The sequence below is a fragment of the Sphingomonas koreensis genome, from assembly GCF_002797435.1.
GTDB lineage: Bacteria > Pseudomonadota > Alphaproteobacteria > Sphingomonadales > Sphingomonadaceae > Sphingomonas > Sphingomonas koreensis.
In genome coordinates this window covers 4188397-4214389 of record NZ_PGEN01000001.1, presented here as the reverse complement: position 1 = coordinate 4214389, position 25993 = coordinate 4188397, and the positions used below count along the sequence as shown (strand labels likewise).

Genomic DNA, 25993 nt, shown 5'->3' with positions numbered 1-25993 from the left:
CCCTGTGACGAGGCAAAGCGTTGACCGCAAACCTGCGCGCGATAGGCGGAGAGCGGAACCAGGGCAGAAGCAATTCCGACGAGTTGCATCTGCTGGTGATCGATCCGCGGTCCCTCACCCGCGACTGTCTTGTGGCGGCGCTGGAGAGTGCGCCCGGTATTGCCTCGGTCACAAGCGCCGGAAGCATTGACGAGGCCGCGACGGCCCTGGCCGGGATCGAAGGACGCAGCGCGGCACTGCTGAACCTTGCTTCCGACGCCTTCGACCATTCCACACTCTCGCATATGATCGCACCGCTGCGCGACCGCGCGCCAGGTGGCATCCTGATCCTCACCAGCCATGTCGACGCAGAGCATGCCCGCGCCGCCCTGCGCCTCGGTATCGCGGGCCTGCTCAGCACCGAAATGTCGTTCGACCTGACCATCGATGCGATCCGGATCGTCAGCCGCGGCTGGATCACCTATCCCCGTTCGGTACTCGACCCGCCGGTCATGGAAGCGATCGCACGATCGTCCCGCACGCACCGCAGCCATGACGAGATGCTCACCGGACGCCAGCGCCAGGTTCTGGACGGGCTATCCCGTGGAATGACAAACCGGCAGATCGCCAAGAGCCTGATGGTCACCGAACGCACGGTAAAAGCGCATGTGAAGGAGCTCATGCGCCGACTCGGTGCGAGTAACCGAACGCAGGTCGTCGCAATCGCCAGCGCCTATCCCTAGTCAGAACCGTCCAACCCAACAGCATCTTCTACGATATTGTACCAATGGACATGTCCATTGGTACAATAGTTTCTATCTAACTACCCACGGCTGAGCTGAATAGAGGCAAATCCGGGCTAGGATTCATTTTTTTTAAATCGATATCACGTTAGACGACGGCGAAATTGACCACATCTTTCATAGACGAAAGATTTACAGAACAGAGGGTCGCAACATCATGTTTAAATTGAATACTTATAGTATTCAAGAGACTGATTCGCGCCCTCGCCAGTAAACAAGGGGCGCAAACCATGGATTTCATCTCCAAGCGTGGAGCGGGGCTGGGCGCGGTGGCTGTCATTGCATTGGCAGCCACCGCGATGGTCGCTGCCCGCGCTAACCCGATTACGCTGGGCGCAGGCGTGGAACTGACCGCGAAATTCCGCGTGATGGGAAGCGATCTTCAAACGGGCGTCGGCATGCAGCAGGGCGGCGCGGTCGGCACGGTCGTGGAGGGGCCAGTCCTCCGCCTCGGAAAGCGCTGGTGGCGGGTTGATTTCGGTCAGGGAGTCGATGGCTGGGTGAACGAGTCGCTTTTGCGGACCACCGGCGGGATCATCATCACGCCGCCGAGCCCCACGCCGACGCCAACGCCGTTACCGCCAATCGTCACCCCGACCCCCACGCCGCCGCCTTCGGCGGGCGCCGCTGCGGCCTTCGCAAACCCCGACAATGGCGCCATTCCCGACCGGGCGCGCCACCCCCTCGCCTTCCCGACCGCGACCGGATTCGGAAAGAAAACCAGCGTCCGCAGCACCAATGCGGTCGTGTACAAGATCAATACGCTGGACGACGTCGCCAATCCGAACGACGGCAAGATCAGCTACCGGGAGTGCGCGCTCGCACTACCGGTAACCAGCCCTTACAACATTCCGGCCAATCGCCCGCGCTACTGCGTCTTCGACGTCGCGGGCGCGATCGTTCTGCAGTCGTCGGCATTCATCACCCAGCCGCAGATCTACATTGCCGGGCAGACCTCGCCGGGCGGGATCGAGTTCAGGCTCGGCGACAAGTACAACCCGGTGGATTCGCTGATCGACACGCGCCACGGCGGCAACAACATGATCCTGCGGCATGTGCGCACGCGCACGGGCCCGCATGTCGGCCGCAGGTCGGAGAATGGCGACCCGATCCGCATGTCCGGCACCCGGAACCAGATCATCGATCACGTCTCGACCATGTTCGGGACCGACGAAAGCCTCGACATGGCGTGCATCGACTGCACGGTCCAATGGTCGATCATCGGGCCGAACATCTGCCGCAACGCCGGGCACACGTCTGCCCTGCACTGCAAGACCTTCTTCCTGAAGCCTGCATCGCGCGTGACGATCGCGCACAATCTCTCGCAGCATGGCGAACAGCGCGGCATCAACATCGCCGTCGGAACCAACCCCGCCACCGCCGGCGCCACCGGCCAGGTGGATGTGGTCAACAATGTCCTCTACCACTTCATTGCGGAGGCGGGACTTGTCTCCAACCAGTTCGGCAGCGTCTATGCCAACTATGTCAACAACGCCTATCTCCGCGGGCCGCGATACAATGCAAGCGATGGCAACTACCTGATCGGCCTTTATGGCAACGGCGCCCGCTTGCCGTTCGGCTTCAACATCCATTCCGCGGGCAACGTGACGCCGCGCACCCGCATCGCCGGTCAGTTCGGATCGACGACGACCGACCCGTTCCAGAACACCGCGGGCTTCATTGCGCACGTGACCGCAAGCTCGATCTGCGGCGTCACCAGCACCGGAGCGCAGGATTGCAGCCGCACCGGCCTCGCCACGGTGCAGAATTCCGCCTTTGCGCTGATGCCCGGCACCACCGAGCCTTCGTTCGATCCGACCCGCATCGCGACGGCCCAGCAGGCGCTCCTCGATGTGCTCACCTTCGCCGGCGCCGACCTTTGCCGTGATGGCATCTGCCGCGACAATGTCGATCAGATGTATGTGGAGGATGTGCGCAGTTGCGACACCGCGCCCTATCTCTTCGCGTCGAACTGGCCGTCGTCGGTCGCGGAGGCGGGCGGCTGGGCGAACCTGACGCAGGGGGCCGCCAAGACCGACAGCGACAATGACGGCATGCCCGACGATTGGGAGCGCCGCTTCACCAACACCAACCCCAATGTCTGGGATGCGAATGCCGATGCCGATGGCGACGGCTACCCTAACATCGAGGAGTATCTGAACGCGCTGGCCCAGGACGATGTGCGCTACTACGGCATGGTCGGCTCCGGAACGGGACGCGTACCGGCCTATAATTGCGGAAGGCCGATGTTCTGATGTGCGCCGGGGCGCTATCGACGGGCGCCCCGGACCGTCTCGCCCGATCGAAGCCCGCAGCCGCGCGGGAAGCTCGAAGGCGCTTCTTCAGTCGACCAAGAACAATCAGCCGCTGTAGCGAATAGGATGCAACAGCAACAAGGATAGTACGGATTAGTACTTATTAACAGCTTGGTAGCATTCGTTAAAATCCCGATCCTGTATCCGATCGTTCAATGACGGCGATTTTGTATCGAAGGTGACCGTGCTCAACCCGCTCTTCTCCAAGCTCGATGGTAAGATGCCGCTGGGGCAGGAGGAAAGGGCAGCACTTGCAGGGTTGATTCAGAGCAAGGCGCGCCGCCTTCCGGCGCGGCAGGACCTCTATGTCGAAGGCGACGCGATATCGCCGATCCGTATCATCCTCGACGGCTGGGCCTGCCGATACGAACAGTTTGCCGATGGCCGGAGGCAGATCGTCGAGCTGTTTCTGCCCGGCGACATCATGGGTCAGGATTGCCAGTTCGTGGAGCGCCAGGACCATTCTGCCTGCTCGATCTCGGCGCTTTCCTATGCGCTGGTTCCTCGAAGCGAGCTCGACGCCGTGGCCCGGCAATTCCCGGCGATCGGACAGGCCCTGCTCTGGGACGCCTCGGTCGCCGCGGCAATCCATCGGCAATGGATCCGCTCACTCGGAAGGCTCAGCGCAACCCAGCGGATCGCACATTTGTTCTGCGAACTGCTCTACCGCTCCGCGCGGGCAGGCCTGGCGCGCGGGACCACATTCGACATGCCAATGGGCCAGCGCGATCTTGGCGATGCGCGCGGTCTCAGTACCGTCCAGGTCAACCGAACCGTGCAATTGCTGCGATCGGCAGGTCTGCTCGAATGGCGGCGGCGGATCGTCGAGATCTCGGATCTGCCGCGCCTGACCCGCATTGCGATGTTCAGGCCCAACTATCTGGAACTGGCGCCGGACAGCGAATTGCTGATGTCGCGCTCCGACACCGGCCCTGAAATCGCCGCTCGCACCGGCCCCGAGGATCGCGACCTCCCCCTGTTCAGATAGCAGCAACGACAGGCGCGGCTGACTGTATGCCGCCCGGCCTCGATATGCCGTTATAGTCGCAATACCAATCGACAAAAGCGGCGACGCCGTCTGCGACGCCGGTCTTCGGAACATAGTCGGTCAGCGCCCGCAACAGCGACGGATCCGCACAGGTGAGTGATACGTCGCCGGGCTGCATTGGCAGCATGTTCAGCCTCGCGCGCGTCCCTACACATGCCTCGATCGTCCGGATGAAATCCATGAGTTCGATCGGGCGTCCCCCCGCAATGTTCACGGTCCGGCAGGGTGCGACCGGCGATAGGCTGTCGATGACGCCTCTTTCCCGGATTCCCATACCCTGTACCGGCACCGCATCGATCAGCCTGACGATCGCCTCGACTAGATCGTCGATATAGGTGAAGTCACGCGCCATCCGGCCCTCGCCGTAGACATCGATCGAACGGCCCGCGAGGATGGCGCTGGTGAACTTGAACAGCGCCATGTCCGGCCGGCCCCATGGCCCGTACACGGTGAAGAAACGAAACAGCGTCGTCGGGATCGCGAACAGATGCGCATAGGCGTGCGCCATCGCCTCCATGCCCTTCTTGGTTGCGGCATAGAGGCTCAGCTGATGATCCGCGCGGTCGGTTTCACCGAACGGCATCGCCTCGTTCGCACCATAGACGGACGACGTTGATGCCATCAGCAGATGCTTTGGCTGTATCATCCGCGCCAGCTCAAGCACCGCCCCGGAGCCGGTCAGGTTGCTCGACACATAGGTTTCGGGTTCCTCGATCGAGTAGCGCACCCCGGCCTGCGCCGCCAAATGCACGATTACCTCGGGCACGTTCTTCTCGACCGCCCGCATCAGCGCGCCCCTATCCTCCAGCGCACCCTCGATGAAATGATAGCCCGGGAATGCCTTGAGAATGGCGTTGCGTTTGCGCTTCAGCGCCGGGTCGTAATAGTTGGTGAGCGCATCGAAGCCGACCACGTTGTGACCGTCCTCAAGCAGTCGTCGCGCCAAGTGAAAACCGATGAAGCCGGCGCTGCCGGTGATCAGGAACTGAGTCATCCCATCGACTCCGATTGCCGCTCGATCGTGATCGATGGGTAGCGGATCGCAGCGCCCGCGTGCGGGCGCATTGGTGGAGGTGAGTGACCCTTGTTGGGGATTGCACCGCGGCAGAGAGCGCAAGGCGCAGGTGAGGCGGGCCGCGTGCATGCACAGACCGAAGGCCTCCCGGCAAGTTGCGGCCGGGCCGTCTCGCTACTTCCGGGCTACCTCGCCTTCGCCGCCCCATCAGCGGGTGTTGCAATTTCCAGCGCCGACCGGAACCGCCATGCTGGCTGTCATCCGAGGCCGAGCAACGGAAGATATCATGCGTCCAACGCCGCCGCTTCTGCCAACGCTCTCGCATCTCGAGCGACTGGAAGCCGAGAGCATCAACATCCTGCGCGAGGTGGTCGCTCAGGCTGCGCGCCCTGTCATGCTCTATTCGGCGGGCAAGGATTCCGCCGTGATGCTGCATCTTGCCCGCAAGGCCTTCTACCCCGCCGCCCCGCCCTTTCCGCTCCTGCATGTGGATACGACTTGGAAGTTCCAGGCGATGTATGCCTACCGGGATCGCGCGGCCGCCGACGCCGGGATGAGGTTGATCGTCCACCGGAACCCGGAAGCGCTCGCGCGCGGGATCAATCCGTTCGATCACGGCGAACTCCACACCGAGATGTGGAAGACGCAGGGACTGAAGCAGGCCCTAGACGCATATGGTTTCGACGCCGCGTTCGGCGGTGCCCGGCGCGATGAGGAGAAGAGCCGAGCCAAGGAGCGGATCTTCAGCTTCCGCGACCGGGATCACCGTTGGGATCCGCGCGATCAGCGCCCCGAGCTGTGGAGGCTCTACAACGCCAGGATCGCGAGAGGCCAGAGCTTGCGGGTGTTCCCGCTGTCGAACTGGACCGAACTCGACATCTGGCAATACATCCAGGCGGAGCAGATCGAAATCGTGCCGCTCTATCTTGCGGCACCGCGGCCGACCGTCTTCCGCGACGGCCTCCTGCTGATGGTGGACGATGCCCGCTTTCCTCTCGCCGATCGAGAAGTGCCGGTGACTCGTTCGATCCGCTTTCGCACCCTCGGCTGCTACCCGCTCACCGGCGCGGTGGAGAGTAGGGCGAAGACCCTGACGGACCTGATCGAGGAGACGTTGCTCGCCACGACCAGCGAGCGCCTTGGCCGGGCAATCGACCAGGAGCACGGCCTCAGCATGGAGCGCAAGAAACAGGAAGGGTATTTCTGATGGCCGAACCCTATCGGGTGATCGCTTCGAATCTGCAGGATTGCCTCGCCCAGCGCCACGAACCCTCGCTGCTGCGCTTTCTGACCTGCGGGTCGGTGGATGACGGAAAGTCCACGCTGATCGGCCGGCTGCTCTACGACGCAAGGCTACTGTTCGAGGATCAGCTCGCCGCCCTCGAAGCGGAGGCACCCGCCCCGGGGACGCAAGAGCGGCGGATCGACTTCGCCAGCCTGCTCGACGGTCTCGCCGCCGAGCGCGAGCAGGGCATCACGATCGACGTCGCCTATCGCTTCTTCGCGACCGAGAAACGCAAGTTCATCGTCGCCGACACCCCGGGGCATGAACAGTACACGCGGAACATGGTGACCGGCGCCTCGACCGCCGACCTCGCGGTGATCCTGGTCGATGCGCGCAAGGGCGTGCTGACCCAGACCCTGCGCCACAGCTATATCGTCCACCTGCTCGGTATCCGCCATATCGTACTGGCGGTGAACAAGATGGACCTCGTTGGATATGAGCGGGAATCGTTCGACGCGGCGGTAAAGGACTATGCCGATTTCGCGCGCCGGATCGGCATCTCCAGCTTCACCGCCATTCCTATCTCGGGCCGCAACGGCGACAATATCGTCGCCCGGTCTGAAGCGATGGCATGGTACCCCGGCCCAACATTGATGGCGCATCTGGAGACCGTGGAGGTCGATGTCACGACCGACGCGACCAAAGCGTTCCGCATGCCGGTGCAATGGGTCAACCGGGCCAATCAGGACTTTCGCGGCCTTGCAGGCACGATTCCGAGCGGAACCGTCCGCCCGGGAGATCCAGTGCGCATCCTGCCTTCGGGGCAAAGCACCCGCGTCGCACGCATCGTTACGATGGACGGCGACCTCGAGCTGGCCCGCGCTGGCCAGTCGGTGACGCTCACCCTAACCGACGATGTCGATTGCGCTCGTGGCGACCTGATTGCCGCCGCCGACACGCCAGTTCAGGTCTCCGACCAGTTCGAGGCCTCGCTCGTGTGGCTCGACACAGCGCCAATGCTACCCGGACGCCGCTACCTCCTGCAGACGGCGAGCGCCACAGTCGGTGCGACGGTGACCCAGATCAAGCATGCGGTCGAGCTGGAGACGCTGGGCCATGCTTGCGCACGCATGCTCGAGTGCAACCAGATCGCAACCGTCACCCTCCGGCTCGATCGCGCTATCCCCTTCGTCCCCTATGTCGAGTGCAACACGCTCGGCAGCTTCATCCTGATCGACCGGGAAACCAACCGCACCCTCGCGGGCGGGATGTTCCATTTCTCGCTGCGCCGTGCCGACAATATCTATTGGCAACCCCTGGAGGTCCGCCGCGAACAACGCGCTGCGATGAAGGCCCAGGCGCCGCGAGTCCTTTGGCTCACCGGAGTTTCGGGAGCAGGCAAGTCGACCATCGCCAATCTGGTCGAGAAGAAACTGCACGCGCTCGGCTATCACACCTTCCTTCTGGACGGCGACAATGTCCGGCACCGGCTGAATGGCGACCTCGGCTTCACCGATGCCGACCGGGTCGAGAATATCCGCCGCGTGGGAGAGGTAGCGGCGCTGATGGCCGATGCGGGGCTGATCGTGCTCGCCGCCTTCATCTCCCCCTTCCGCGCCGAACGCGAGATGGTCCGCGCGATGCTTCCCGATGGCGAGTTCGTCGAGATCTTCATCGATACGCCACTGGCCGATGCGGAGGCGCGCGACGTGAAGGGACTCTATCGAAAGGCCCGGCGCGGCGAGCTCGCCAACTTCACCGGTATCGACAGCCCCTATGAGGCACCACAGGCGCCCGAACTGCGGGTGGATACCACGCAATGCTCGGCCGACGAGGCCGCCGACCGGATAATCGCCGAATTGTTCGCGAAGGATCGTGGCGACGCGTAACGCGACTTCACGCGCGCCCTTCACCCATCCCCGCGGCAAAGGCGATGCGCAGCGCCCCCGACAGGCTGCGGGTCTGCAGCTTCGCCATGATGTTCGCTCGGTGCACCTCGACCGTACGGGGCGATATGCCAAGATAATAGGCGATGGTCTTGTTCGGATAGCCCTGCGCGAGCCCTTCCAACACCTCGCGCTCCCGCTCGCTCAGCACGCCGATCACCGCTTCGGCATCGGCCACCCGCCCCGTTGCCCGGCTCACTGCGGCGAGCCGTTCGAACGCTCGGTGGATCGCGTCTTCTAGAGCGTCGGTCTCGAAGGGTTTCTCGAGAAAGTCGATCGCCCCCGCCTTCATCGCCTTCACGGCCATGGCGATGTCGCCATGGCCGGTCAGCATGATGACCGGCATCGTGACGCCGCGCACATTGAGTTTCTGCTGGACCTCCAGTCCGTCCATCTCCGGCATGCCGATGTCGAGGAGGATGCAACCATTCTCGACGCGATCGACTTCCCTGAGGAACCGTACGCCCGACTCCCATGTTCGCACGGCATAGCCTGAAGTCTTGAGGAAGAAGCTGGCGCTGCGGCGGATGCTTTCCTCGTCGTCGATGACATGAACCAGAAGCCGGTCGGTCATTCGGGAATCTCCCTGTCGGCGCGGACCAGTGTGAAGTGGAAACGTGCGCCCCCTTCGGGCCGTTGCTCCATCCAGATGCGCCCCCCGTTTGCCTCGACGATGGTACGACAGATCGAAAGGCCAAGGCCAAGGCCATCGCACTTGGTGCTGTTGAAGGCTCGAAACAGATTCTCCGCGATTTCCGGGGCCACGCCGGGCCCGGTATCGGCCACGGTCACGCGAACATAGCCGCCTTCGTCGGACTTGCTCGACACGGTGAGAAGCCGCACCGCAGATTGTCCCATCGCTTCCATCGCATTGCGCATCAGGTTGATGAGCACCTGCTGGATCTGGATCTTGTCGACGAGTACCAGGCGTACGGCGCGGTCAACTTCGAACTGGGCCCGGATCCCCTTTTCGCGCGCGTCGATCAGAGCCAGTTTAGAGGCCTCATCGACCAGCGTGACCAGATCTTCCACCGTCTTCTCCATGTCGCCGCGTGCAACGAATTCGCGCAGACGCCGGATGATTCCCCCCGCCCGCAACACCTCCTCATAGGCGCCGTCCAGCCCCCGCTCGATCATGTCGCGGTTGCCAGCCCCCTCTTCGTGCAGCAGCTTCTGGACACCGCGCACAAAGGTCGCGACCGCGGTGATGGGCTGGTTCAGCTCATGCGCCAGGGTCGAGGCCATTGTTCCCATCACGCTCACCCGGCCTGCATGGACCAGTTCGGAACGCAATTCGTTGACGCGGTGCTCGGCGGCCTGTTTCTCGGTTAGATCACGGATGAAGCCGGTAAAGACGCGCGCACCGTCCGAGATCGCCTCGCCGACGGCGAGCTCGATCGGGAACAGGCTACCGTCACGCCGTCTGGCGCTCACCGTACGCCCGATGCCGATGATGCGTTTTTCGCCCGTGGCGATATGGTGCCTGATATAGTCGCCATGACGCTCGCTGTGGTGCGGCGGCATCAGGCAGCTGACATCGAGCCCGATGACCTCCGCTTCCGTGAAGCCGAACAGCCGTTCGGCAGCGGCGCTGAACCACAGGATCTTGCCAGACTCGTTGATCACGACCATCGCGTCGGGAACAGTGGCGAGGATCGATCGGAGGTGCGACGCGCTGGCAGCCAGCTTCTGTTCGGCTGCGCGCTGTTCGGTCACGTCGCGAATGACCTTGCCAAATCCCTTGAGCTTGCCTCGCTTGTCATGCAGCGCGGTCACCGTGATGTGAGCGAGAAACTCCGAACCGTTCTTGCGGACGCGCCAATCTTCCTTCTCGAGCCGCCCTTCCTTGCGCGCGCGCGCAAGATCGAGTTGAGGCCGCCCCGCGGCAACGGTCTCCTCGGGAAAGAACAGCCCATAATGTCGGCCGACCACTTCTGCCTCGTTCCAGCCCAGAAGGCGCTCGGCCGCCTTGTTCCAGATCGTCACATTCCCATCGGGGTCGAGCATGTAGATGCCGTAGCCGCTGGCGCCATCGATCAGCAGGTTGAGTTCCTCCGCCAGCTGATCGGCGCGCGCCGCCCGGAGTTCGGCCCGCTGCTCGCTCTCTATCGCCTTGAGATACAGCGACCGGACATGCCCAGTCACCCAGATGGTCAGTCCCGACGCCAGCACGAAGACGAATAATACCGGCGACCAGAGCGGCTCGGGAAACCACCCCAATGCCCTGACGGCAACGATCGAAGCCACGGCAGAAAGAAGTGCGGGCCCACGCCCTGCAAACGCACCGGTGGCGAGAACCGCGACGCCGAAGAACAGGAAGTAGCCACGCCCCGGCACCCAGGGGTCGAACGCCAGGCGCACGAGCGCTGCCACGGCTACGGCAACTATCGCCAATCCGTAGCCGAACCAGATACGATCGCTGATGGACTTCCCTTCAGCTTTCATGTGGCCCCCGCCAGACGGTGAGCAACCGACGCGGCAAAACTGCGCCTGCGCCAGTCCACCGGCCAGCAGCTACGCCATACCATATGTCCAGAATCGCGCAAATTCCGCGGCGCGTCCCCCTGTCTCGGAACAGGTCATGTCGCCGCAGGTTCGCCGTGCAGGGCTTCGATCAGGTTCGCGTCCGAGAATGGTTTTGGCAGGATCGCGGCAAATCCCGCACGGAGCGCAGTCCGGCGGAGATTCGCCGTATAGCAGGTCGTCATCAGCACCGCGCGCCCGCTCCATCCGTGCAACTGCAGGAGATTGAGCGCCTCCACGCCATCCGCTTCAGGCAGGACATGATCGATGACGAGATGGCTCGCAGTCATCACCAGCGGATCCGCCAGCGCGCGCATTATCCTGGAAAAGGCATAGACCTGATAGCCTTGCCCGGTGAGCAGCAGTTGCAAACCACGCCGCAGCGCATCGTTGCCTTCGACCAGGAGGAGACGTGGCGCGCGCGCGCGCCGGGCGACTGCATTCATACAACGTCACGCCTTCAGTTGCATGTGTAACCGGCTTCCGCACGTTCCAGGTCAACCGAACCGACACCGCAGCTGGCTGGAGATTCGAAGAATGCAATCACCCGCCGGTACTCAAGATGGATGCTGCGCAGACAGCAGGACCGGTATCGAGGCCCGGGAACACAGGCTTACGATTGAACCCCGGCTTTGTGCCTTTCCGTGCGGACCGCTGGAATCGCGGCGCCAATCTAAGGCCGGTTTGCAGCCGCGCGAGTAGGAATATTACGTAGCAAGCTGCACCGGCGGCGCATCAAGCAGCACCGATCGTCGATCGCAAAAGTCGGCCCGACGCGAATTGGCAACCATATATCGCGCCTGCAGCTTCGAACCGCTCGGAGCCGCAACGGCCCAACGCCCGGAAATTGCTGCACGAACGAGCTGCGCGGCCCCCCGCGCGCACCGATCCGCTGCCGCATCGCGACATCGCCCTGTCCCTTTGGCCAACTGGTGAGCCGAAGGGCGCGCCACTAGAAGCAACTCTGGTTTAGGGCTCCGGAAAGTTGTGGGTAAGTATATGGCAGTATCCGATCTGCGACGGGATCGGCCCGTTCGGTTGCAAGCAGCGCTGACGCTCGTCTTGCTGATGGCCGGCTGCGACGGTGGTGGCGGTGGCAGCAGCAGCACAGGCGGGGTGGTGACGCCCTCGCCCAGCCCGCCTCCGGTAGTCACCCCTTCCCCCACGGCAACCGTCACCCTCACCGCCTCGTCCACAACGGTCGCGCCCGGCGCTTCGATCGTTCTCAGCTGGACCGCCTCTTCAGGCGCGACTGGCTGCACAGCCAGCGGCGGCGCATCCTTCAGCGGCGCTCAGCCCGCCAGCGGAAGCGTCACCGTCACTCCGGGCGCCACCACCAACTACGTGCTGAGCTGCACCTTCCCCTCCGGCACAGCGGCGGGTTCGGCGACCGTGACAGTGCAAGGATCGCAACCGCCTGCCGGCGCCGCCGCCGCTTTCGCCAATCCCGACAATGGGGCTATTCCCGACCGCGCCCTACACCCGCTCGCCTTTCCCACCGCGATCGGGTTCGGCCGAAACACCTCGGTCCGTGCGGCCAATGCCGTCGTGTACAAGATCGACACGCTGGACGACGTGGCCAACCCCAACGACGGGAAGATCAGCTATCGCGAGTGCGCGCTCGCGCTGGCCGTCAATACACCCTACACAATCCCCGCCGGACGACCGCGCTATTGCGTCTTCGACGTCGCCGGCGCGATCATCCTTCAATCGCCCGCACAGATAACCACGCCCAAGATCTATATCGCCGGCCAGACGTCACCGGGCGGCATCGAGTTTCGGCTGGGCGCCAACTACAATCCGGTGGATTCGCTGATCGACACGCGGCGCGGCGGCGATCACATGATCCTGCGCCATGTCCGCACACGGCTGGGCGAACACCCCGGCCGGTCGTCGGACAATGGCGATCCGATCCGGCTGCAGGACACCAGCTACCAGATCATCGATCACGTCTCGACGATGTTCGGCACCGACGAGAGCCTCGATACCGCCTGCAACAACTGCACGGTTCAATGGTCGATCATCGGTCCCAATATCTGCCTCAACGCCGGCCATAGCTCGTCGCTGCACTGCAAGACCTTTTTCCTGAAGCCGGCCAACAACATCACCATCGCACACAATCTGTCGCAACATGGCGAGCAGCGTGGGATCAACCTGGCGGCCGGAACCAACCCGCCCACCGCCGGAAATACCGGCCAGGCCGACATCTTCAACAATGTTCTCTACCACTTCATCGCGGAGAGTGGACTGCTCTCCAACCAGTTCGGCAGCATCTATGCAAACTATGTCGGCAACGTCAGCCTGCGCGGGCCGCGCTACAATGCGAGCGACGGCAACTATCTGATCGGTCTTTATACGCCGGGTGGCGCGCTGAACTTCGGGTTCAACGTCTATGCGCGCGACAACGTGACCCCGCGCACACGGATTGCCGGGCAGTTCGGATCGACCGTCACCGACCCCTTCGTCAATGCGGCGGGTTTCATCACTCATGTCGTGCCCACCACCATCTGCGCCGTGACGCCCGCGGGTGTCGCCGATTGCTCGCGCAGCGGACTCAACGTCGTGCAGAACAGCAGCTACGCGCTCGCACCCGGACGATCGCTGATGTTCGACCCGAGCCAGATCACCTCGCCCGAACAGGCGATGCGCGACGTCATGGCCTATGCCGGTGCGGACCTGTGCCGCGACGGCGGGTGCCGCGACAATGTCGATGCGCTCTATGTCGATGACCTGCGCACCTGCGACAGCGCACCCTATCTCTTCGCGTCGAGCTGGACATCGACTGTGGCGCAGTCCGGCGGCTGGGCGAACCTGACGCAGGGGGCCGCCAAGACCGACAGCGACAATGACGGCATGCCCGACGACTGGGAACGCCGCTTCACCAATACCAACCCCAATGTCTGGGATGCGAATGCCGATGCCGATGGCGACGGCTACCCCAATATCGAGGAGTATCTGAACGCGCTGGCCCGGGACGATGTGCGCTATTCGGGCTTCATCGGATCCGGAACCGGCCGCGTCCCGGCCTATAATTGCGGCCGGGCGATGTACTGACCGAACCTGCTGCCGCCCGCTGGGCAGCAGACTTCCCGGCCCGCAGATGCGGGCCGGGAACCGATCCGGACGGGACCGCGCTCAATCCTTGACCGGCGTCAGCGTCGGATACTTGACACCGAGCTGGTCGAGATAGCTCGGATACTTCACCGGGTCGTAATAATATTTGCTCAGTTCCGGCCGCATCCGCTCCATCACCTCCTTGTTGAGATGGATAGCTGGCTGGTCGGCCGCGGTGAGCACCGGATCATACTTCTGATCCTTGGTCTGGACGTCGCGGAAATAGGCCTTGGCGTCCGAGACGAGCCTGGGCGTCGTCATGGCATCGAGCACTGTCATCGCGACCGCCTTGGCCCCTGCCACCGCGCCCTTGTGGGCGACCGGCGTGGCCATCGCGATCGCCGCGGTGACGTTGTGGCCAATCATGTTGGGGATGTTCGACGGGAAGCGGATCGTGATGGTCGGCACCGTCCACATGATGTCCCCGATATCATCGGAGCCGCCGCCGAGTGAACGGCCGCGCTTCTCGGGCGTGGAGAGCTTGTCCACGGTCGTCTTTAGCGGCTCGACCTTGAACTTCAGCCCCTCCTGAACCGCCTTGGTGAACGCCTGATCGTCGGCGCTCCACTTGGGCATGCCGACCAGCTCGATATTGGCCTGCGCCGCCTCCGCCAAAGGCCGGTTGGCGTGGTTGGGCGCGGCATAGCCCAGGATACGGCGGGAGACGGTGGTGCCCGTCGCCTTGGCCGCGGCCTCCGAAATCTCGTTCCCGGTCTCGAACAGCTTGCGGATCGAATCGAAATTCTGCTCGCGGAAATAATACCAGACCGTCGCTTCGCCCGGCACGATGTTGGGCTGGCTGCCGCCGTTGGTGATGACATAGTGCGAACGCTGGGTGAGCGGGAGATGCTCGCGCCGCATGTTCCAGCCGATGTTCATCAGCTCGACACCGTCGAGCGCGCTGCGTCCGGCCCAAGGCGCGCCCGCCGAATGGCTGGTCAGGCCTTTGAAGTTATACTCGACCGAAACCATGCCGGTGTTGCCGAGATCGCCCCAGCTGGTGCCGAAGCTCGAGGCGACATGGGTGAAGATCGAGACGTCGACGTCCTTGAACAGCCCGGCGCGAACATAATAGGCCTTGGTCGCGAGCAGCTCCTCCGCGACGCCAGGCCACAGCATCAGCTTGCCCTTGATGTTGTGCTTGCTCATCACGTCCTTGGTCGCGAGTGCTGCAGCGACGATCAGCGGCATGCCGGCATTGTGTCCCTCACCATGGCCTGGGGCGCCGGGAACGATCGGCTTGACCTGGGGAATGCCCGGTATCTGCGAAAGGCCGAGCAGACCGTCGACGTCCGAGCCGAGCGCGACCACCGGTCCCTCCCCGTTGCTCCAGGTCGCGGTCCAGGCGCTGGGGATGCCGGCGACCCCCTTCTCGATCTTGAAGCCGTTCTTCTCGAGGATCGCGGTCAGATACTCCATCGTCCGGAATTCCTGAAATCCCGGCTCCTGAAAGCTGAACACCGAATCGACCATCTCCTGCACCAGCTTGGCGCGGGCATCGATGCCCGCGGCGACCTCCTTCTTGAGGGCAGCCGACGCCTTTGCGTGCGCGCTCGCAACCGGGGCGCTTGCTAGCAATGCGGCGGCGAAGGTCTTCAGCACGAGTTTCCGCATAGGCGTCTCCCTGACCAAGTGGTGATTCCAAATCCCACTATGGAAACAAAACCGCAGGAGGCACAGAGCCGTTGCGGGTTCGAAATGCCCGAAACTTCAGCTAGGTGGGCCGCCGCTCGGTGTGATTCGCGCATTGCCGCGGTGCCTTCGAGCCTCCGAACCAGAACAGGAGATGCGCGTGGACAGCGCCATACGCCCGGGCGCGCTCGGGCTCGATTTCGGTACAACCAACACGGTCGTCGCGCTGGCCGACGGCCACGGCGATTCCCGGCTTGTCGAGTTTGCGGGCAATGCCGGCGCCGTGTTCCGCACTGCCCTCTGTTTCTGGGAAGAAGAACGCGGCTGGAACGGGATCGCGCACGAGGCCGGCCCCTGGGCAATCAGGGAGTTCCTCCAGTCACCGCTCGACAGCCGTTTCGTCCAGTCGTTCAAGAGCGTCGCGGCAAGCCCGCTGTTCGAGCGCGCGCAGATCTTCGGCAAACCGTTCCGCTTCGAGGATCTGGGACAGAAGTTCCTGGCCAAGCTCGTCGTGCATGCCGACGGCGCGCTGAACGAGCGTCCTCGCCGCGTGATCGTCGGACGCCCGGTCGAATATGCTGGCGCCCGTCCCGATCCCGCCCTCGCCCGCCAGCGCTACGACGCGATGCTCGAAGGGTTCGGAATCGAGCTTCACTATGTCTACGAGCCGCTCGGTGCCGCCTATAGCTATGCATCCCGGCTCACCGAGCCCGCGATGATTCTGGTCGCCGACTTCGGTGGCGGCACCACCGATTTCTCGATCGTCCGCGTTGCCGAACCGGGGGCAGTGCGCCGCTGCGAACCGCTCGGTTCGGCCGGCATCGGGATCGCGGGCGACCGGTTCGACCAGCGCATTGTCGATCATCTCGTGCTTCCGTTGCTCGGCAAGGGCGGGAACTACCGCTCGTTCGGCAAACTGCTGCCGATCCCCGGCGGCTATTTCACCGAGTTCGCCGATTGGTCGCGGCTCGCGCTGATGCGCAACCGCCGCACGCTCGAAGAACTGCGCCGCCTTCAACGCGACACGATCGATCCCGAACCGATCGGCCGGATGATCGCGCTGATCGAGCATGAGCAGGGCTTCCCGCTGTACGACGCGGTCGGAGAGCTCAAGCGTGCATTGTCGAGCGATACCGAAGCCCAGTTCCGCTTCGAGGGCGGCGGTGTGACCATCGCCGAACCGGTACGGCGCGTGGATTTCGAGCAATGGATCGCCGGTGATCTGCGCCGGATCGAGGCAGCGCTCGACCTCGCACTTGACCGGGCTGCGACATCGGCCGAGAGGATCGACCGCGTCTTCCTGACCGGCGGCTCGTCACTGATCCCCGCTATCCGCATGTTGTTCGAACGCCGCTTCGGCGCCGAGCGGATCGCGACCGGCGGCGAGCTGACCTCGATCGCGCACGGGCTGGCACTGATCGGCGAACAGGACGATCTCAGCCAGTGGGTCGCATGACCCTTTCGACCTAGCGGAACGTGACGATGCGGTGGCCGACCCAGCTTGTCGCGACCGGCGTCGCGATCGCGATCGCATGTCCGATCGCTTCGGCGTGAAAGGTCATGCCGACCGCTGGAAAGAGCACCTCGACCAGCAGCCAGGCGACGCCGACCGTCGCAGCCATCCCGAACAGATTGACCAGGCAGAAGTCCCGCGCCTGCCCGCCGATCGGCCGCGCGGAATCGAATACGAAGGCGCGGAACAGATAGAACGCCACGACCATGCCGACGCCATAGGCGGCGACCACCGCCAGGCTGAACGGCAGGATCAGGCTCCACAGGAAGCGCGACCCCCAGTTTGCCAGGGCGGCGACGCCGCCGCAGGCGAGGAACCGGACGAAAACCGGTATGCGATCGATCGCGGGGGCCGCGAGCGCCATGTCAGAGCTTCGTGCGATGGAAGATTGGTGTCGGGACCGAGCGGACGATGGTCATGATCAGGCGCCAATAGCCGGGCGCGTACACGATCGTCCCCTTCCCGTCGGCCGCCTTGCGGATCCGCGCGGCGATCTTCGCCGGCGAACTCCACAATGCGCCCTTGGGCTGGATATGCGCGGTCATGGCGGTATCGACGAAGCCAGGCTTGATCAGCACCGCCCGCGCACCCGTCGGCGCGAGCCGGTGTGCGATCCCTTCGACCAGCGCCGCGAGACCCGCCTTGGTCGCGCCATAGAGGTAGTTTGACTGGCGGCCACGATCCCCTGCAACCGATCCGATCACCGCCAGCGTGCCGCTTCCGGCCGCCTCCAGATGACGGGCCGTGGCGAGGCACCAAAGACTGGCCGAACGGAAGTTGGTATCGATCATCGCCGCCGCTGCCGAAAGGTCCGCCTCATCGATCCGCTGATCACCCAGAACACCATAAGCGAGCAGGACCAGATCAAGCCCCCCCAGAATGCCGATCCATCGCTGCGTGCATGTTTCCACATCCGCCGCGGCAAGGTCGACCGCATCGACCTCTGCCAGGCTGGCGCCCCGCACCCGCAAATCCGCGGCGATGTCCGCAAGCCGCACAGGATCGCGCCCCGCCAGGACGAACCGCGCGCCCTCCGCAGCATAAAGGCGCGCCGTTTCCTCCGCGATCTCGGAGGTTGCACCCAGAACAAGGATCCGTTTCGTCATTGAGCCACTCGCGTCCAGAAATCGGATCGACAGCACGGGTCGATCATCGCTTCAAATTGTTTCGATTGGGGATAGCCCGCCCGGAACAGCGCCGCCGGCATGCGCAAATCCTTGGCCGGATAGAGCCGGCCGCCCGCTTCGAGGACGATGCGGTCCAGCCGATCGAACAACGAGAGGGTCGCCGCGCCCCGGTTGCGGAAATCGAGGGCCAGCGTCAGCCCCTTCGTCGGGAAGGACAGCATGCCGGGGCTCGGGAGGTCTCCGAACGTCTTTAGCACCGCCAGCAACGATCCCTCGCCGGACGCAGCGATCTCCGCGAGCAGGGCCGCCAGCGGCGCTCGCCCTGCCGCTGCCGGGATCACGCATTGATACTGGTAGAAGCCCTGTTTTCCGTAGAGCCGGTTCCAGTTGAGGATAGCGTCCAACGGATAGAAGAACGGCGAATAATGGATCTGCGCCCGGCCCGCCCGCATTTGCCCCATCGTGAAATAGGCGCCGTTGAACAGCTTGAGCGTCATTGGATTGAGCGGCGTCGGAACACCGATTCCGGGTACCGATCGCCGGGGCGGCGCATGAACAGAAAGCGGTCCCGTCTCGGCCCAGTTGGCACGGCTGACAATACCGCGCCCGTTGCGTGCGGTGCAGTCGATCCATGCGACGCTGTGTTCGAAACCGGTTTCGCTCCGCTCCAGCGTGTCGCACAAAGCGTCTAGATCGACGCAGGCGATGGTCTCCACGTCGAGCTGCGACGACGCGATCCGCTGGAGCTGAAGCTCGACCTCGACGATGATGCCGGTCAGTCCCAACCCGCCGATCGTCGCGGCAAAGAGCTGCGGATTCTCGCCCGGCGAAACGCGTACCCGGCCCATGTCCGAACGCTCCAGCACGATGCTCCGGACGTGGCGGCCAAAGGTGCCTGCGCGGTGATGGTTCTTGCCATGGACGTCGTTGGCGACGGCACCGCCCAGCGTCACGAACCGCGTGCCGGGCGTGACGGGCAGGAAAAAGCCGCGCGGAACGAACGTCTCCAGGATCGCGTCCAGCATCACACCCGCTTCCGCGACCAGGATCCCGGTTTCGGGATCGAAGCTGCGAAAGCGATCAAGCCCGCCCATCGCGATCAGATTGCCCCGGTCGCAAAGCCCGACATCGCTGTAGGAACGGCCATTGCCGATCGCCAGGCGGGTATCGCGGCCGCTTTGGTTCCAGGCTGTTAGCTCCGCAGCGAAGCGCGGCCGGCCGACCCGGTGTTCGCGCTTCCCGACACGGCTCCACGACGAAACCCCGCTATCGGGGTGGAACGCCATGCTCACCGCAACAGCGCCGCGCCGGCAAAGCTGCACATCACGCCGGCGCCGAGAAGGATGCTGACCCGGTCGTGCACGGTGAACTGCACCGGATCGTCGTTGAGCTGGCCACGAGTGCAAAGCAGCCAGATCCGGCCGAGCCAGAGCCCGATCAGGACCGGTGCGGCCCAGAGCACCTCCGGATGGCTGTAGAGCGCGCTGGGGAAGGCCTCGTGGATCAGGTAGAGTACCATGATCGCGACCGCGGTGAGCGCGGAAGACACACCCAGCGTCGAGACGAACGGTGCGTCCGCAGGAACATAGCCTCGCCCGTGCATCGCCGTGATCGCCGATCCCCGGCTGATCGTCCGCGTAAGCTCGATCGAACGCTTGGCCAGCGCCAGCGAGAAGAACAGGAACATCGAGAATACCATCAGCCAAGCCGAAAGCCGGACATCGACGATCACCGCGCCGACCGCCAGGCGCAGCGTGAAGAGTCCCGCCAGCACAGTCACGTCGAGCAGCGGCACCCGCTTGAGATAGAGCGAATAGGTCAGCGTGGCCGCGCAATAGAGCAGGACGAGCGCCAGCGTCGGAAGGCCGCCCGCCAGCATGGCTAGGCCGAAGCCTGCTCCCAGAAGAAAGATCGAAGCCAGTGTCGCGGCAGGAATACTAATCGTGCCGGAAGCGAGCGCGCGGTTGCGCTTGCTCCAGTGCCGGCGATCCTCCTGCAGGTCCATCAGGTCATTGAGCAGGTAGGTCGCCGAGGCGGTGACACCCATCGCGACGAAGCCCAGCGTGCAGGCCAGCCAGGCATTGAGATCGAGTAGCACGCCGGCCAGCATCATCGGCAGAAAGATCAGCCCGTTCTTCGCCCATTGATGGACACGGAGCGCCTTCATCCAGCCGGTCAGACCGGCGCGCTCACGCTGGAAATGGGCTTCGACCGGAACCAGCGCCTTGACCCGGTTGAAGACGCCAGCGTCGTCGCCGGCAAAGATGGCGAAGCGTGCAGCACGCCAGACATGCAGGTCCGCAGCTGCGTCGCCCGCATAGACGAATCCGTCCGGATAGCGTGCGGCCAGCGCCTCGGCCTTCCGCTTGCCCTTCAAATTCAGCTCGGCGGTCGAGGCCAGCGCCTCGCGCGCGAAATCGAAACGATCGCACACATGCTGCGCAAGAAGCTGGTTCGCCGCGGTCGCGATGATTACCTCGCGCCCATTGTCGGCCGCGGTCTGCGCATAGGCGGCTAGCGCTTCGTTAACTGGGAGCAGGTCGATGGCGAGTTCGGCCCGTTCGGCGAGCTGCTGCTTCAGATATGCGATCCCGTGGAGCGCCCACCACAGGAGCAGGAAGACCCGCAATGGACGCGTGCGTACAAACTGCAGTGCGCATTCGAGGAGCAGATCGGTGCGAAGCAGCGTACCATCTAGATCGAGGACGAGCGGATAGAAGCCGCGGATTTCCGAAGGTGAGACTTCCCCTGCTTCGTCTGGCCGAATTGCAGTTGCAACACTCACCGTTCCGCCCCCTCATCAAGCTGCGAAGGCAATCCCACGACTGTGGTTAACGAAACGCTAAACCCGCACCCTTTCTATCGGGGGCGCCGCACCTGAAGCAGCGAGAAGAAGCTGCCCTGCCTGACCATGCGCAACGCCTGCGGATCGAAGTTCGGATTGGTCCCGAAGTGATAATAGACGACATAGTCGAAGCGCTCCGGCCAGCGATGCGCGTAGCTGACCTGTTTTGACAGCACCGGATAGCGCGTCAGCGCGTCGGGCAGCTTGAGCGCGATCGCCGCCTCGACCGGGAGCGGCATCGACGCCGGCACGTCATAATCGACGAAACGGCCTGTCGCATGCAGGGGCTGCATGCCGATCCCGGTGAACTCAAGCGGGTTGAAGACCCGCCGGTCCGCGGTGGCATAGCTTGCGAGGTGGCTGTACGCTACCGTCGGTGCGATGTTGGTGCGGGTATCCCCCTCATCCGCGCCGACGCTCAGGATCGTGGCATGCGCAGGCAGCACCGCAATCGCCGTACGGAATTCGTCCACCTGGCGGCTGAACGGCGCCCACACCGCCACCACGGTGACGAGATGCGCGATCAGCGGGACCGCCGCCAGCAGCGAAAGCAGCTTCGCGACGGGCCGGCCAACCCCCGCCGGGGCCAGCGACGCGAACAGCAGATAGGCAAGCGCTACGGAAGTCCGGGAGTCGATATCGACCGCATCCTGCAACTGGCACGGGACGATCACGATGTAGATCGCGACCATCAGCAGCGGCAATCGCATCCGTCGGTGCAGCGCGATCCGGCCATGCCGCCACAGGAGATAGAATGGCACCACCAGCGCCACGGGGATCAGGATCGCCTGCGCACCTGAATGGACCAGGAAGGGGGCGAACAATGCCCTCGTCTTCGCCATATAGCCGATGGAGAGCTCGGCGCTCTCGCTCGGCACGAACGGGATCAGCGCAAGCGGAACCGCGAACATCGCGAGCGTCCGCAGCCAGGCCTCGATGAGGCCGCGCAACCGTATCGGCCATTTCAGGAACCATCCAAAGAAGAAGACCACCGCGAAGGCCAGTGCGAAGATGTGGGCGAAGAACAGCAGGACGCCGCCCGCATTGCCGATCAGCACCAGCGACCGCATCCGTGGCCGCGCGAGTGCAAGCGCGATCATGGCGGCCGCGATCGCGACGCCAAACAGGAAGTTGATGTACCCGATGGTGGTGACCACGTTGAGGCTCATGGCGGGCACGAAGAGAAGGAACGGGTTGGTGGCCCCGTAGAGAGAACGCTGGATCTGCCAGCACGCGCAATAGAGGATGGCCAATGCGGCGATGATCGTCCCCTTGAGCACCAGTGCAGGCGCCGCGATCCCGCACAAAGGCGCGTTGATCAGGTCCGCCGCCAGATTGGGAATGAGCCCAAGCCTGAAGCCGTACATCGCCGAGACGACGGGATCGCCCATCGCGCATTGCAGGCCCAACCGGGCCGCATGGTTGGGAAAATCGACAATCGGCGGGTTGGCGACGGCGATGAACGGTACGACGCTGAGCGCGCAGAAGATCAGATACAGCCACCACGGCAGCGCCGCGGTGGCAGCCGGCTCCACCTGCGCGTGCTTGGCGGTCGCGGATGGCTGGGTGTCTTGCGAAGCGTACATCGATTGTCCCTATCGCGCGCGCTGCGGCGCAGCGTTGCCGGTGTCCGGCACGGTCCGCCCCGGCGGATCGATGCGGTACACCACATACTCATAGTCCTTGACCGGCGAGAGCGGCTGCAGCGTCCACCCCGACCGTTTCAGCGCCAGCGCCAGCTCGCCCCAGAAGCCCGGAGGATCGGCCAGCGCGACCAGATACTGCGCCTTCGCGCCGTGCGCGATCCCGTTCAGCGCCACGTCGCGCTTCCCGGTCTGCGCGGTATACCGGCGGTGCCATGTCATGCTCGCGGTGCTCTTGAGGCCCACCACATCGACCAGCCGATGACCGGGCAAGGCCCAGGCGAGATAGCCTGCGTCATGGACCAGAATGACGGAATCGCGCGGCAACTTCGTGCCGATGAGCTGTGCGGCGCGATCGAGCGCCTCGGTATGCGACCGGTCCAGATAGCTCCGCACGCCGATCGCGCCGGTGAAGAAGGTCCAGCCCAACAGCAGCGCGAGCAGCGGCGGATGCCAGGCGGCCTTGCGCGCGAAGATGATCGCCCAGCCGAGCAGCAACACGGGCAGGATCATGCTCACATAACGAAACCAGTTATGGTGGAGGCCGCCCGGAAAGACGAGCGCGGTCAGTCCGATCCAGCAGATCAGGAAGACGAGCGCGCAAAGCCCGGCCGGCCGGCGGGCCAGCGCCGGCATCGACAGCCAGAGCGGACCGAACAGGCACGAGATGACGACGCCGATCAGGATCCCCCGTCGCGCCCGCCAGCCCAGCGTCGTTTCTGCAAAGAACGCCACCTTGGCGCCGCCGGTATTGGGAATCGGCCAGCCGGTATAGACGGTGTAGAAGATCAGCCATGGCGACGCTGCGGCCAGCGCGAGCGCTCCGTTGGTTACCAGCCGGCGCAGGTCGCGCCGGTCGAGCCAGCAGCGATAGAAGAACAGCGGCGCGGCGAGAAAGGCGAGCTCCGGGCGCACGAAGGGCATCGTTCCGCAGAGCAGCGGCAGCCACTTGCTGTCGATCAGCACGAGCCCCCAGACGATCGCCGCGACCGCCAGCCCGCTCTCCAGCCCGTTGAGCAGATTATAGGGCATATAGCCGACCATCAAGCCGGTGATGAGGAGTATCGCGCGTGCGGCTGGCGGACACTGCAAGCGGCGCAGCAGCACGATCAGGCCAGCGGCGTAGAGCAGGATCGCCGCCAGTGTCACGAACTTGGACGCAAGCTCGAGCGGCATTGCCAGTCCCAGGATCGCGATAAGGACGAGATGGATCGCGCTGGTGGCGCCAGTCAGCGCGGTCGAGCCGGCATAGACCGGGTCCGTGCCCCCGGCGAGCAGCGTTCGCGCATTGTGAAGCGTGATATAGGCGTCGTCGAGGGGAAGGCCCGGCCGGGCGAACAGCAGAATCGCGAGGATCAGCAACGGCGCAGCGCAGATCCAATCCCAGGCAGAGGCCGGACGAAGAAACGTTCTCCCGCTGAACGCTGCCCGAGCAGGGGCGAGCCCAAGATCTGCCATTAATAGACCGTTTCCAATTGCCGGACCGGCGCAGCCCGCCCCCGTTTCGCCGCATCGACAATGGCGAAGCATGGTTACCCGAAGATTAAAGATCGAGACGGCGCGCCCGGATCCGGCCCGCGTGATGCCCGGCGGGGCATGGCGCTGCGATATTGTTCGGTTCGCGCAACAAACAGTCGATGATAGCGTTCTCCCGGCGCCATCCCTGCCCAGGAGAGTCCAGATGCAGAAACCGTTGATGCTTGCCGCCGCCAGCCTGTGCATCGTTGTGCCGGCCGTTGCCCAGTCGCCGGCCCGCAGCGAGCGCGTGCAGTTTCCACGCGGCGCCACATCCCAGGTCGTTCGCGGAACGATCCGTGGGTATTCGACCGTCGATTACATCATCAATGCGCGAGCAGGGCAGGCGATGCGGGTGAACATGCGCAGCGGCAACGCATCCGCCTATTTCAACGTCATCGCGCCGGGCGCGCAGAGCGCGATGTTCATCGGCTCCAACGGAGGCAACAGCTTCAGCGGACGGCTGCCGCAGACCGGCGACTATCGGATTCGCGTCTATCTGATGCGCAACGCCGCGCGGCGTGGCGAGAGCGCAAGCTATTCGCTCGATATCGGGGTGAGCGGGCAGATCGGCGGAGGTCCGGGTGGTCCCGGCGGCCCGGGCGGCATCGGTTCCGGTCAACCGATCGCGGCAGGCAACATGGCCGCTTATTGCCGGGGCGAGGCAGCGGGCCTTTATGGCCTGCGCCCGGCCTATGTCCGCACCGGAAGGCTCGCCGCCGCCCCAGGTGGCGGCACCCGGATCGAGGGCACGGCGGACAAGGGCCGCGAAGGAATCAAGCGCTTCCGCTGCCGCTTCGACGCGCGCAACCGCTTCATCGAGGTGATGCCGCTCGACCGCGACGGCGAGTGAAGCAATTCGCGGCGTGCGTCAGCCGGCGCGCGCCGCGGCCTGCCGGGCGAGGATCAGCGCGCCTTCGAGCCCGGCATGCTCGAGCGCAGCGGAGCGGATGAAATCCGCCTCGCCGACCGCGCTGCCGACGCCATAGCCACCGAGTGCCACGCGCATCCGCACGGTTGCCGCTTTCCCGAGCCCGGGTACATCCATCACACCGCCGCCGACGACGATCCGGTGCGGCGACCAGGCGAGCACGATCGTCGCGAAGAGCTGGCCGAGATAGTCCGCAACCGCGGCGAAATCGGCGGGCGAGTCCTCGAGTAGCTTGCCGCCGAGCCGCCGCTGCACTGCCGGGCCAGCCGCCATCCCCTCCGCGCAGCCCGAATGGAAGGGGCAAGCGCTCGGGGTCGGGTCCCCCTCGAATCGCAGCACCGGGACGTGCCCCATTTCGGGGTGCAGCGCGCCCGTCAGCGTTCGCCCGTCGCGCGCGAGACCGGCGCCGATGCCGGTGCCGACGGTGACATAGGCGAGGCTTGAACAGCCCTGCCCGGCGCCCGCCGCAGCCTCGGCCAGTGCGGCGGCATTGACGTCGGTATCGATCGCGACCGGAACGCCCAGCGCCTGTTCGAGCGCGGCGCGCAGATTGGCGCCAGTCCAACCGGGCTTGGGGGTCGCCAGCACCTCGCCATAGTTGGCAGCGGCGGGATCGACGACGACTGGTCCGAAGGCGGCGATGCCCACGCCCGCCAGCGGCGTGCGCCCGGCGAAGGCGAGCAACGCCGCCTCCGCCGCTTCCGGACTGGTGGTCGGCCAGCGCGCTTCGGCGACTACGCCTTCATCCCGCACCAGCCGCGCGAGTAGCTTGGTGCCGCCGGTCTCGATGGCCAGCCAGGTTCGCATGTCACTCATACC

20 protein-coding genes are annotated in these 25993 nt (G+C 64.5%); 8 read left to right on the top strand and 12 right to left on the bottom strand.

What is annotated here, in order from left to right; genetic code table 11:
• Positions 1–20: 20 nt before the first annotated feature.
• The 3 genes from BDW16_RS20150 to BDW16_RS20140 all read left to right on the top strand — a co-directional run bounded on the left by BDW16_RS20150 (position 21) and on the right by BDW16_RS20140 (position 4085).
• Positions 21–722 (top strand): response regulator transcription factor, encoded by a 702-nt coding sequence (locus tag BDW16_RS20150; protein ID WP_066581008.1) that lies wholly within the window; start codon positions 21–23, stop codon positions 720–722.
• 290 nt (positions 723–1012) lie between these two features.
• A complete protein-coding gene (locus BDW16_RS20145) occupies positions 1013–3037 on the top strand; it encodes a hypothetical protein (protein ID WP_066581009.1) in 2025 nt (674 codons plus the stop codon).
• 238 nt (positions 3038–3275) lie between these two features.
• Positions 3276–4085, top strand: a complete 810-nt coding sequence (locus tag BDW16_RS20140; protein ID WP_066581010.1) for a Crp/Fnr family transcriptional regulator — start codon at positions 3276–3278, stop codon at positions 4083–4085.
• Here the strand turns inward: BDW16_RS20140 and BDW16_RS20135 are convergent.
• Complete coding sequence (locus BDW16_RS20135) at positions 4078–5139, bottom strand: NAD-dependent epimerase/dehydratase family protein (RefSeq protein ID WP_066581012.1); 1062 nt, start codon at positions 5137–5139, stop codon at positions 4078–4080. The two genes, BDW16_RS20140 and BDW16_RS20135, sit on opposite strands and share 8 nt — an antisense overlap.
• 307 nt (positions 5140–5446) lie before the next feature.
• Here BDW16_RS20135 and cysD point away from each other — a divergent pair, with 307 nt between their 5' ends.
• Positions 5447–6367, top strand: coding sequence for a sulfate adenylyltransferase subunit CysD (cysD, locus tag BDW16_RS20130; protein ID WP_066581013.1), 921 nt, complete (start codon positions 5447–5449; stop codon positions 6365–6367).
• On the top strand, positions 6367–8274 hold the full coding sequence (gene cysN, locus BDW16_RS20125; RefSeq protein WP_100362811.1) for a sulfate adenylyltransferase subunit CysN: 1908 nt from the start codon (positions 6367–6369) through the stop codon (positions 8272–8274). Before cysD ends, cysN begins: the two co-directional genes overlap by 1 nt.
• Positions 8275–8281: 7 nt before the next feature.
• Here cysN and BDW16_RS20120 read toward each other — a convergent pair whose 3' ends face one another.
• The 3 genes from BDW16_RS20120 to BDW16_RS20110 all read right to left on the bottom strand — a co-directional run bounded on the left by BDW16_RS20120 (position 8282) and on the right by BDW16_RS20110 (position 11300).
• A complete protein-coding gene (locus tag BDW16_RS20120) occupies positions 8282–8905 on the bottom strand; it encodes a response regulator transcription factor (protein ID WP_066581441.1) in 624 nt (207 codons plus the stop codon).
• A complete protein-coding gene (locus BDW16_RS20115) occupies positions 8902–10776 on the bottom strand; it encodes a PAS domain S-box protein (protein ID WP_066581443.1) in 1875 nt (624 codons plus the stop codon). The genes BDW16_RS20120 and BDW16_RS20115 overlap by 4 nt, the downstream gene beginning before the upstream one ends.
• Positions 10777–10910: 134 nt before the next feature.
• Positions 10911–11300, bottom strand: a complete 390-nt coding sequence (locus BDW16_RS20110; protein WP_066581445.1) for a response regulator — start codon at positions 11298–11300, stop codon at positions 10911–10913.
• A 622-nt stretch (positions 11301–11922) separates the two neighbouring features.
• Between BDW16_RS20110 and BDW16_RS20105 the strand changes: the two genes are divergently transcribed.
• Positions 11923–13908, top strand: a complete 1986-nt coding sequence (locus tag BDW16_RS20105) for a hypothetical protein (RefSeq protein WP_125958848.1) — start codon at positions 11923–11925, stop codon at positions 13906–13908.
• Between the two features lie 81 nt (positions 13909–13989).
• Here the strand turns inward: BDW16_RS20105 and BDW16_RS20100 are convergent, their stop codons facing one another.
• Positions 13990–15582, bottom strand: coding sequence for a peptidase dimerization domain-containing protein (locus tag BDW16_RS20100; RefSeq protein WP_066581447.1), 1593 nt, complete (start codon positions 15580–15582; stop codon positions 13990–13992).
• Between the two features lie 172 nt (positions 15583–15754).
• Between BDW16_RS20100 and BDW16_RS20095 the strand changes: the two genes are divergently transcribed.
• Positions 15755–17056, top strand: a complete 1302-nt coding sequence (locus BDW16_RS20095) for an Hsp70 family protein (RefSeq protein WP_066581449.1) — start codon at positions 15755–15757, stop codon at positions 17054–17056.
• Positions 17057–17066: 10 nt separating this feature from the next.
• Here BDW16_RS20095 and BDW16_RS20090 read toward each other — a convergent pair whose 3' ends face one another.
• The 6 genes from BDW16_RS20090 to BDW16_RS20065 form a co-directional block, all read right to left on the bottom strand.
• Positions 17067–17477 (bottom strand): GtrA family protein, encoded by a 411-nt coding sequence (locus BDW16_RS20090; RefSeq protein WP_066581451.1) that lies wholly within the window; start codon positions 17475–17477, stop codon positions 17067–17069.
• A gap of 1 nt (position 17478) precedes the next feature.
• Positions 17479–18219 (bottom strand): SDR family NAD(P)-dependent oxidoreductase, encoded by a 741-nt coding sequence (locus tag BDW16_RS20085; RefSeq protein ID WP_066581453.1) that lies wholly within the window; start codon positions 18217–18219, stop codon positions 17479–17481.
• Positions 18216–19526: an FAD-binding oxidoreductase gene (locus tag BDW16_RS20080; RefSeq protein WP_066581455.1), complete on the bottom strand. Its 1311-nt coding sequence runs from the start codon at positions 19524–19526 to the stop codon at positions 18216–18218. Before BDW16_RS20080 ends, BDW16_RS20085 begins: the two co-directional genes overlap by 4 nt.
• Positions 19527–19528: 2 nt before the next feature.
• Complete coding sequence (locus BDW16_RS20075) at positions 19529–21025, bottom strand: UbiA family prenyltransferase (protein WP_083954459.1); 1497 nt, start codon at positions 21023–21025, stop codon at positions 19529–19531.
• Positions 21026–21099: 74 nt separating this feature from the next.
• Positions 21100–22671: a hypothetical protein gene (locus BDW16_RS20070; RefSeq protein ID WP_066581460.1), complete on the bottom strand. Its 1572-nt coding sequence runs from the start codon at positions 22669–22671 to the stop codon at positions 21100–21102.
• A 9-nt stretch (positions 22672–22680) separates the two neighbouring features.
• Entirely contained in the window at positions 22681–24090 is a 1410-nt protein-coding gene (locus BDW16_RS20065) for a hypothetical protein (protein WP_066581461.1), read from the bottom strand.
• A 319-nt stretch (positions 24091–24409) separates the two neighbouring features.
• On the opposite strand from BDW16_RS20065, the gene BDW16_RS20060 reads away from it, so the two are divergent.
• On the top strand, positions 24410–25096 hold the full coding sequence (locus BDW16_RS20060) for a hypothetical protein (RefSeq protein WP_066581463.1): 687 nt from the start codon (positions 24410–24412) through the stop codon (positions 25094–25096).
• An 18-nt stretch (positions 25097–25114) separates the two neighbouring features.
• Here BDW16_RS20060 and BDW16_RS20055 read toward each other — a convergent pair whose 3' ends face one another.
• Positions 25115–25990 carry an ROK family protein gene (locus BDW16_RS20055; protein WP_198585809.1) on the bottom strand — a complete coding sequence of 292 codons (876 nt, stop codon included), beginning with the start codon at positions 25988–25990 and terminating at the stop codon, positions 25115–25117.
• Between the last annotated feature and the right edge of the window lie 3 nt (positions 25991–25993).